Origin of the sequence: Novosphingobium sp. B-7, assembly GCF_000410615.1 — a bacterium.
Taxonomy (GTDB): domain Bacteria; phylum Pseudomonadota; class Alphaproteobacteria; order Sphingomonadales; family Sphingomonadaceae; genus Novosphingobium; species Novosphingobium capsulatum.
The window spans coordinates 49514-55750 of record NZ_KE148521.1; the positions used below are offsets into that span (position 1 = coordinate 49514).

At 65.0% G+C, this 6237-nt stretch carries 5 protein-coding genes; 2 read left to right on the top strand and 3 right to left on the bottom strand.

Annotated features, from left to right (window positions below; translation table 11 throughout):
• Window positions 1-31 precede the first annotated feature (31 nt).
• From H926_RS0124380 to H926_RS0124390, 3 genes are all read right to left on the bottom strand, one after another.
• Window positions 32-451 (bottom strand): thioesterase family protein, encoded by a 420-nt coding sequence (locus H926_RS0124380; protein WP_022678563.1) that lies wholly within the window; start codon window positions 449-451, stop codon window positions 32-34.
• Window positions 448-984 carry a MarR family winged helix-turn-helix transcriptional regulator gene (locus tag H926_RS0124385; RefSeq protein WP_022678564.1) on the bottom strand — a complete coding sequence of 179 codons (537 nt, stop codon included), beginning with the start codon at window positions 982-984 and terminating at the stop codon, window positions 448-450. The genes H926_RS0124380 and H926_RS0124385 overlap by 4 nt, the downstream gene beginning before the upstream one ends.
• A gap of 93 nt (window positions 985-1077) precedes the next feature.
• Window positions 1078-2421: a helix-turn-helix domain-containing protein gene (locus H926_RS0124390; protein WP_028658470.1), complete on the bottom strand. Its 1344-nt coding sequence runs from the start codon at window positions 2419-2421 to the stop codon at window positions 1078-1080.
• Between the two features lie 528 nt (window positions 2422-2949).
• On the opposite strand from H926_RS0124390, the gene H926_RS0124395 reads away from it, so the two are divergent.
• Entirely contained in the window at window positions 2950-5370 is a 2421-nt protein-coding gene (locus tag H926_RS0124395) for a TonB-dependent receptor (protein WP_022678566.1), read from the top strand.
• Window positions 5370-6149: a hypothetical protein gene (locus H926_RS0124400; RefSeq protein WP_022678567.1), complete on the top strand. Its 780-nt coding sequence runs from the start codon at window positions 5370-5372 to the stop codon at window positions 6147-6149. The genes H926_RS0124395 and H926_RS0124400 overlap by 1 nt, the downstream gene beginning before the upstream one ends.
• The last annotated feature ends 88 nt before the right edge of the window (window positions 6150-6237 follow it).

The following is a 6237-nucleotide window of genomic DNA, read 5'->3' on the forward strand; positions in this document are numbered from 1 at the left end:
CCCCGCCTGTACAAAGCGGGGCGCGGCCAGATCAGGCAGCAACCGGAGCTGTCCCGGTCATGCGCGCGCGGATATCGTCAGGCCACGGCGTGCTGCGCATCGCGGCAAGGTCGGTGCACACCAGCGTGACGCGGGCAATGAGGCGCGTTTCGCCGCCGCACGAGAACGTCAGCTCAAGCCGGCAGCTGCTGCGCCCGACATGGAGCGGGACCAGCGCGATATCGAGCATGTCGCCGAGCCGACTGGGGCTGTGGAATTCGGCCTCGAGACCAACGGTGGGCACGCCGATCCCGCGGATGTCGTGCAGTGCACGAAAATCGGCCCCGAGGCCCTGGGCGCACCAGTCCTCCACCGCGCCGTTGAGCATCTCGAAATAGCGCGGATAGAAGACGATCCCGGCCGCATCGACATGTGCGAAGCGGACGAGGGCAGTGGTGGTGAAACGGGTCATGTCCGCTCTTCCAGGATGGCGCGCAATTCGCCAAGGCTGCGCACGAGCTGGTCTACCCGCTCGGCCGGGACATCGCGCAGCATCGCGGCGATCCAGGCGTGGTGCGCGGTGGCGAGGGTATCGAACTGGCGCTGGCCTGCGGGCGTGAGTGAGACGATCGCCGAACGTGCGTCGTGCGGGTCTGTGCGCGAGGCGACCAAGCCCTGGGCCTGCAACTGGCGCACGATTGCGGTCACGTTGCCGTTGGAGACTAGCAGCGCGCGCGACAACGCACTCATGCTCAGGCCCTCGGGCACGCGATCGAGGGCGGCGAGCACGTCGAAGCGGGGCAGGGTGGTATCGAACTGCTCATCGAACTTGCGGCGCAACTGCTTCTCGCCAATCTTGGCGCAGGCGAGCAGGCGCACCCACATGCGAAGCGTGGCTGATCCGGCGCCGGGCAATGGGGCGCGTGTCGCGGGGCCGCCGGCGGCGGTCAGATTGTCGGTGGCGGTGACTGCGGGCGGCTCGTTGCCCGGGGCAGGGGTTGGCATCAGATCTCCTCTTTCTTTAGGCTTAAAACATAAAAGCCAAGCCGCCAAGTGGATCATGTGTGCCAACCGGCTGGGTGCATATTGCCTGCTTGCTCAGCGCAGTGCGCGCGCCAATAGCAGGCGGCGCGAAACGGCGATGCCATCGCGTGTGTCGATGGCAAAGACCGCCTCGAAATGGGGGCGGTTGCCGGTATGCACCGCGATCTGGCCGAGCGCCTGCGCGCTGGTGGCCAGCCCGGCCAACTGGGCCGTGGCAACATCGCCCAAACCTGCAATCACCAACAGCGCTCGCCCGCCGGGGGCGGTCAGGCTGGCAAGATACCCATAGTCGGTGGTCACGGCATCGCGCACGCGCGGGGCGTTGTCGGGCGCGGGCAGCGAGGCTTGCCAGACGCGTGCCGCAGCGGGATCGACGATCGCGCCGGGTCGGTCGAAACGCAGGCTGCTGGCGGCCGCGAGCGGCGCAGCGAGCGTGCCCATGTCGGCAAGGTGGCCAACGTAGACGATGTCAGCGCCTTGCTGGAGCGCAGGCGTCAGCGCGGACGCAGGCACGATCGAGGCACTTCGGCGCGTTCCAGTGGACTCGTGGGGGAGCGTCGCCTCGACGTTCCAGGCGGCGAGGGCGGTCGGCACCGGCGTGAAATGCAGGTCGAAGTCATAGAGCCGGTAGAACTGGTCGGGATGGCTGCGGATGTGCTGTCCCAGTTCCTCGCGCGAGGCGATGCGCGGGTCTAGGATCATGCGCTGCACGTTGCGCTGGTCGCCGGTTTCGGCGGCGGCATAGGCGTCGCCGGCCACGACCAGCACGGGGACGCCTGCGCCGAGATTGCGCCACAGTGCGGTGTTGCGCAGCCGTTCATCGTCGGGCTCGCCACCTGCCCCGTGCGACCATGGCCAGGCGTAAACCGCTAAACCGGCCGCGATGGCAAGGCAGCATAGCGCCAGCCCTAGCAGGGCCGGAACTGCGCCGGGCGGCATCCTTCGAAACCGCACCGGCGGCGGGGCGATGGCGGGCGCGCGGAGCGATGCTGTCTTGGCCAGGTCCGGTGCTGTAAAGCCTGCATTGGCCTGCGCGGCCTCGACCTCGGCAAGCACGAGGCGATATTCGCCCTTGGGAATGACGAGACGCGCACCGGGCTGCCCGCGATAGTGGTCTTCAAGGCGCTTGCGCAGGCGGTGGACATAAACGCGCACACCGGAGTCGGCGGCTGCGTCGGTCGATTCGTCGCCGCCGAACACGGCATGCGCGATCTCGATTTCCTTGGGCGCGCGTGCATCGCCCGATCGCGCGGCAAGGTAGTCGAACAGGCGCAACTGCACGGCTGAGCGGCTGGCGGCGAGAACCGCGCGTACGCGGGCAATCTCTTCGGCAAGGCGTGCTGACGCATGGTCGCCCGTGTCACCGGCTTTTGGCGGGGGATTTGCGGGGTTCTCCACGATCCGGTCTCTCCCTCATGGCCGGGTTCATCCGCGGCGACCGACGCGACATCGCTGTTGCTTTACCTGCATCGTGATGAAAACGCCAAATTTTGATTTACTTTAAGGTTAAAACAAAGTCTATGATGCGCCCAGCCTCGCTCCTCAAGGCGATGGCGCCAGCCTCTCGCCTGGCCAGCTCGGCGGGCGGCGCGAATCAATCGCCCTCGCCGTATCCAATGCTAGGCAAACTGGTGATCATAACAAAACAAAATATCTGAAAAACTGATATTTGTATAAATTATGCAACAATTGGGTTGATTTGTTGGCGCTACCTCGGTTTTGGGCTGCGCCTGGAAACTGCAAAAAAGGGCAGTTGCCCTCATAAATCAGCAAGATCGAGCTAAACCCCTTTTGTTGCAAATAATCAACAAAACAAGCATATTGCCATATAATGTAAACTAGGTAACACTATCGGCCACTCATAAGAGCCTCACTCGCGATACTCCAACAAGGAGGCGCGTTCCGCTATCGGGGAGTAGCATTATCATGACAGATCGTTCCGTTGCCGCGCGTCGCGCGGCCCTCCTTCTTGCGTCTTCAACAATCATCGCCCCGCTGGCCGCGCTGGCACAGCAGGTCGGCGATGTTGCCACGCCGCCGGGCGCGACCGTGCCGCCCACCGACACGCCGAGCAGCGGCCAGGTGGGAGAAATCATCGTTACTGCCACGCGCAAGGCACAGTCGCTGAGCCGTGTGCCTGCCAGCGTGGTCGCCAAGACCAGCGCCGAACTCGACGCGCAGGGCGTACGTTCGATTGCCGATATCGCCCAGATCACCCCGGGGGTCTCATTCGGCCAGACGGCAGTGCTCTATGGCACCGGCCAGACCACGATTGCGATCCGTGGCGTGGATTCCTCGTCGGGCATTCCCACCACCGGCGTCTATATCGACGATACCCCGGTGCAGACCCGCGTTGGCGTGAGCCCCTCGCTAAGCAATCCCTATCCGCAGGTCTTCGATCTCGAGCGCGTGGAAGTGCTGCGTGGGCCGCAGGGCACGCTGTTCGGCAGCGGGTCGGTGGGCGGCGCGCTGCGCTTCATCATGCCCAAGCCCAGCTATGATACGGTCTCGATGTACGACCGTGCCGAAGTGGCCACGACCAAGAACGGCGCCGAAAGCTATGAAGGCGGCGTGGCGGTGGGCGCGCCGATCATTACCGACAAGATCGGCTTCCGCGCCAGCGGCTGGATGCGTCACGACGGCGGTTACATCGATCGTCTCGATCGCACCACCAAGCAGGTGACGCAGAAGGACATCAACAGTTCGAATACGGTCTCGGCACGGCTGGCGGTGGGGGCGAAACCCACCGAGACGCTGACGATCACGCCCTCGATCTTCTACCAGTACCAGGACATCGCCGACGGGTCGCGGTTCGAGGTTGCGCAGTCCGACCTCTCGCGCGGGGACCAGCGGCTGAGCCTCAACACCAAGCCCGAGAGCCATTCCGACCGTTTCTATCTGCCTGCGCTCAAGGTCGAGCTGTCGCTGGGCGGGGCGACACTGGTGTCTGATACCTCGTATTTCCACCGTACCACGCGCACCCAGAGCGACGACGCCACGCTCAGCCTCTCGCTGTTCGGCAATATCGTCGGCACTATACCGGCCGAATTTGCCAACTACGCCCCGGGTACGGCCAGCAACACCAAGCAGACCGCGTTCACCCAGGAACTGCGTCTGCAGAATGACAACGCCAACGCGCGGTTCAACTGGATCATCGGCGCCTTCTACCAGCGCTCGTTCGTGCGCGACCAGTATGCTGGCAGCGATCCGCAGCTGCTCGACGTGGTCAACTATAGTCAGCGGCAGGCTGGTGACCCGGAATATGCATCGCTCGCCGATGCTTATGGTGTCGATCTCTATCAGGGGCGCTACAGCGTGTTTCAGCGCAACACGCACCGCGATCGCCAGGCAGCGGTCTATGCCCAGGCGGACTACGAGATCGTGCCGCGGGTGAAGCTCACGCTGGGCGGTCGCTACACCATCGCCAACTACAAGTTCGAGGGCTTCACTGCAGGCCCGCTCTATACCACCGCCGGCCACACCGACAGCCTCGGCGTGACCAGCCGCACTTTCACGCCGCGCGCGGGGGTGTCGTTCCAGGCCGATCGCAACAACCTGTTCTATGTCAGTGCGGCCAAGGGCGTGCGCGGACCAGGGATCTCGCCGCCGGTCGGGTTGACCTGCGCTGCCGACGCCGCAGCGATCGGGTTTGATCCGCTGGCGTCGCAGACGCTCAAGCCCGACTCGATCTGGAGCTATGAAGCGGGGGCCAAGAACCGGCTGTTCGGCGGCAAGCTGGCGGTCGATGCCTCGGCCTATCACATCGACTGGAACAACGTGCAGACGCTGTTCTCGCTGCCGACCTGCTCGATCTATGCCGCGCTCAACCTGGGCAAGGCTAAGATCGACGGCTTCGATCTGTCGCTGGCCGCCAAGCCCATCCCGGCTCTGACGCTGGGGGCCTCGGTGGCCTATACCAATGCGCGCTATACCACCGCGATCCCGGGCCCCGGCGGCACCACGATCCGTCGCGCGGGCGAGCCTTTCGCGGTGGCCCCGTGGTCGCTGCAGCTCAATGCCGAGCTGGTCGAGCCGGTGGGATCGGTCGATGGCTACGCCCGTGCCGACTATTCCTATAGCAGCCACAACAACACGCCGATCGATACGAACTCCCCGCTGGTCGATCCCGCACTGCCGCGTCCGCCCGCCACGTCGCAGATCGACCTGCGCGCTGGCGGCCGGTTCAAGGCGGGCAAGGCTGATATCGACCTCAGCGTCTTCGTCAACAATGTAACCGACAGCCAGCCGATCTTGGGGCTCTACCACGATTCGCCGATATCGACCTGGTACCGTGCCGGCAGCTTCCGCCCGCGCACCATCGGCCTGACGCTGACGGCACGGCAGTGATGGCCTTCACTGCGGCACAGCGGCGCATCATCGCCACACTGGCAATCGCCGGGGCGCTCGTCGCCGCCCCGGCGATTGCATCTGCACCTGCGCAAGAGCCCGATATTTCGGGGGTGTGGAACCGCTATCCGCCCTATCCCGGCACGTTCTCGGGCCAGCCTGACCCGGCCGAGTTGCAGGTCGTGCCGCCGCCGCTGCGCGCACCATACCTCGCGCAGTGGCAGGCGATGGAGCAGCGCCGCGCCGCTGCAGATGCTGCCGGCAAGCCTTTGCCCACGCCGAGTTCGCAGTGCCTGCCCGAGGGCGTGCCTGGGATCATGGGCGCGCATTATGCGCTGCAGATTCTGCAGAACCCGGCATTGCGGCAGGTGACCGTGCTGGCCGAGTTCATGTCGCAGGTCCGGCGCATCTACCTTGACGAAGCGTTGCCGCCGGTGGAGGCGATCAACCCCGGCTATTTCGGTCGGTCGGTTGGACGCTGGGAAGGCGGAGTGCTCGTGGTTGAAACCGCCGGCGTGCGTGAGGATGTCCGCTATGAGGACATCCCGCATTCGCCCGCGATGCATGTGGAGGAACGTCTGCACCTGCGGGCTGATGGCATCCTCGCCGACGATGTGACCATTACCGACCCACAGTACCTCACCGCACCCTATCGTTTCACCTTCCTCTACAAGCGCGAGCCGGCGAGCTACCGCATCGAAGAATACGTCTGTGATGGCGAGCGCACGGTGGTGGGGACTGACGGCAGCCTTGAGATGAAAACCGAGCCCACGCCATGAGGGGCTACCCTGTCCACGCCGCCTAGCCTGCGCGCGCAGGCATAGCGACGCGCACGGCGAAGTTTCGGTAAGCGCCGCCGGAACCCGG

Coding starts and splice junctions, on each gene's coding strand:
- H926_RS0124395 (WP_022678566.1), top strand. CDS start 2,950: ATGACAGATCGTTCCGTTGCCGCGCGTCGCGCGGCCCTCCTTCTTGCG.
- H926_RS0124380 (WP_022678563.1), bottom strand. CDS start 451: ATGACCCGTTTCACCACCACTGCCCTCGTCCGCTTCGCACATGTCGAT.
- H926_RS0124400 (WP_022678567.1), top strand. CDS start 5,370: ATGGCCTTCACTGCGGCACAGCGGCGCATCATCGCCACACTGGCAATC.
- H926_RS0124385 (WP_022678564.1), bottom strand. CDS start 984: ATGCCAACCCCTGCCCCGGGCAACGAGCCGCCCGCAGTCACCGCCACC.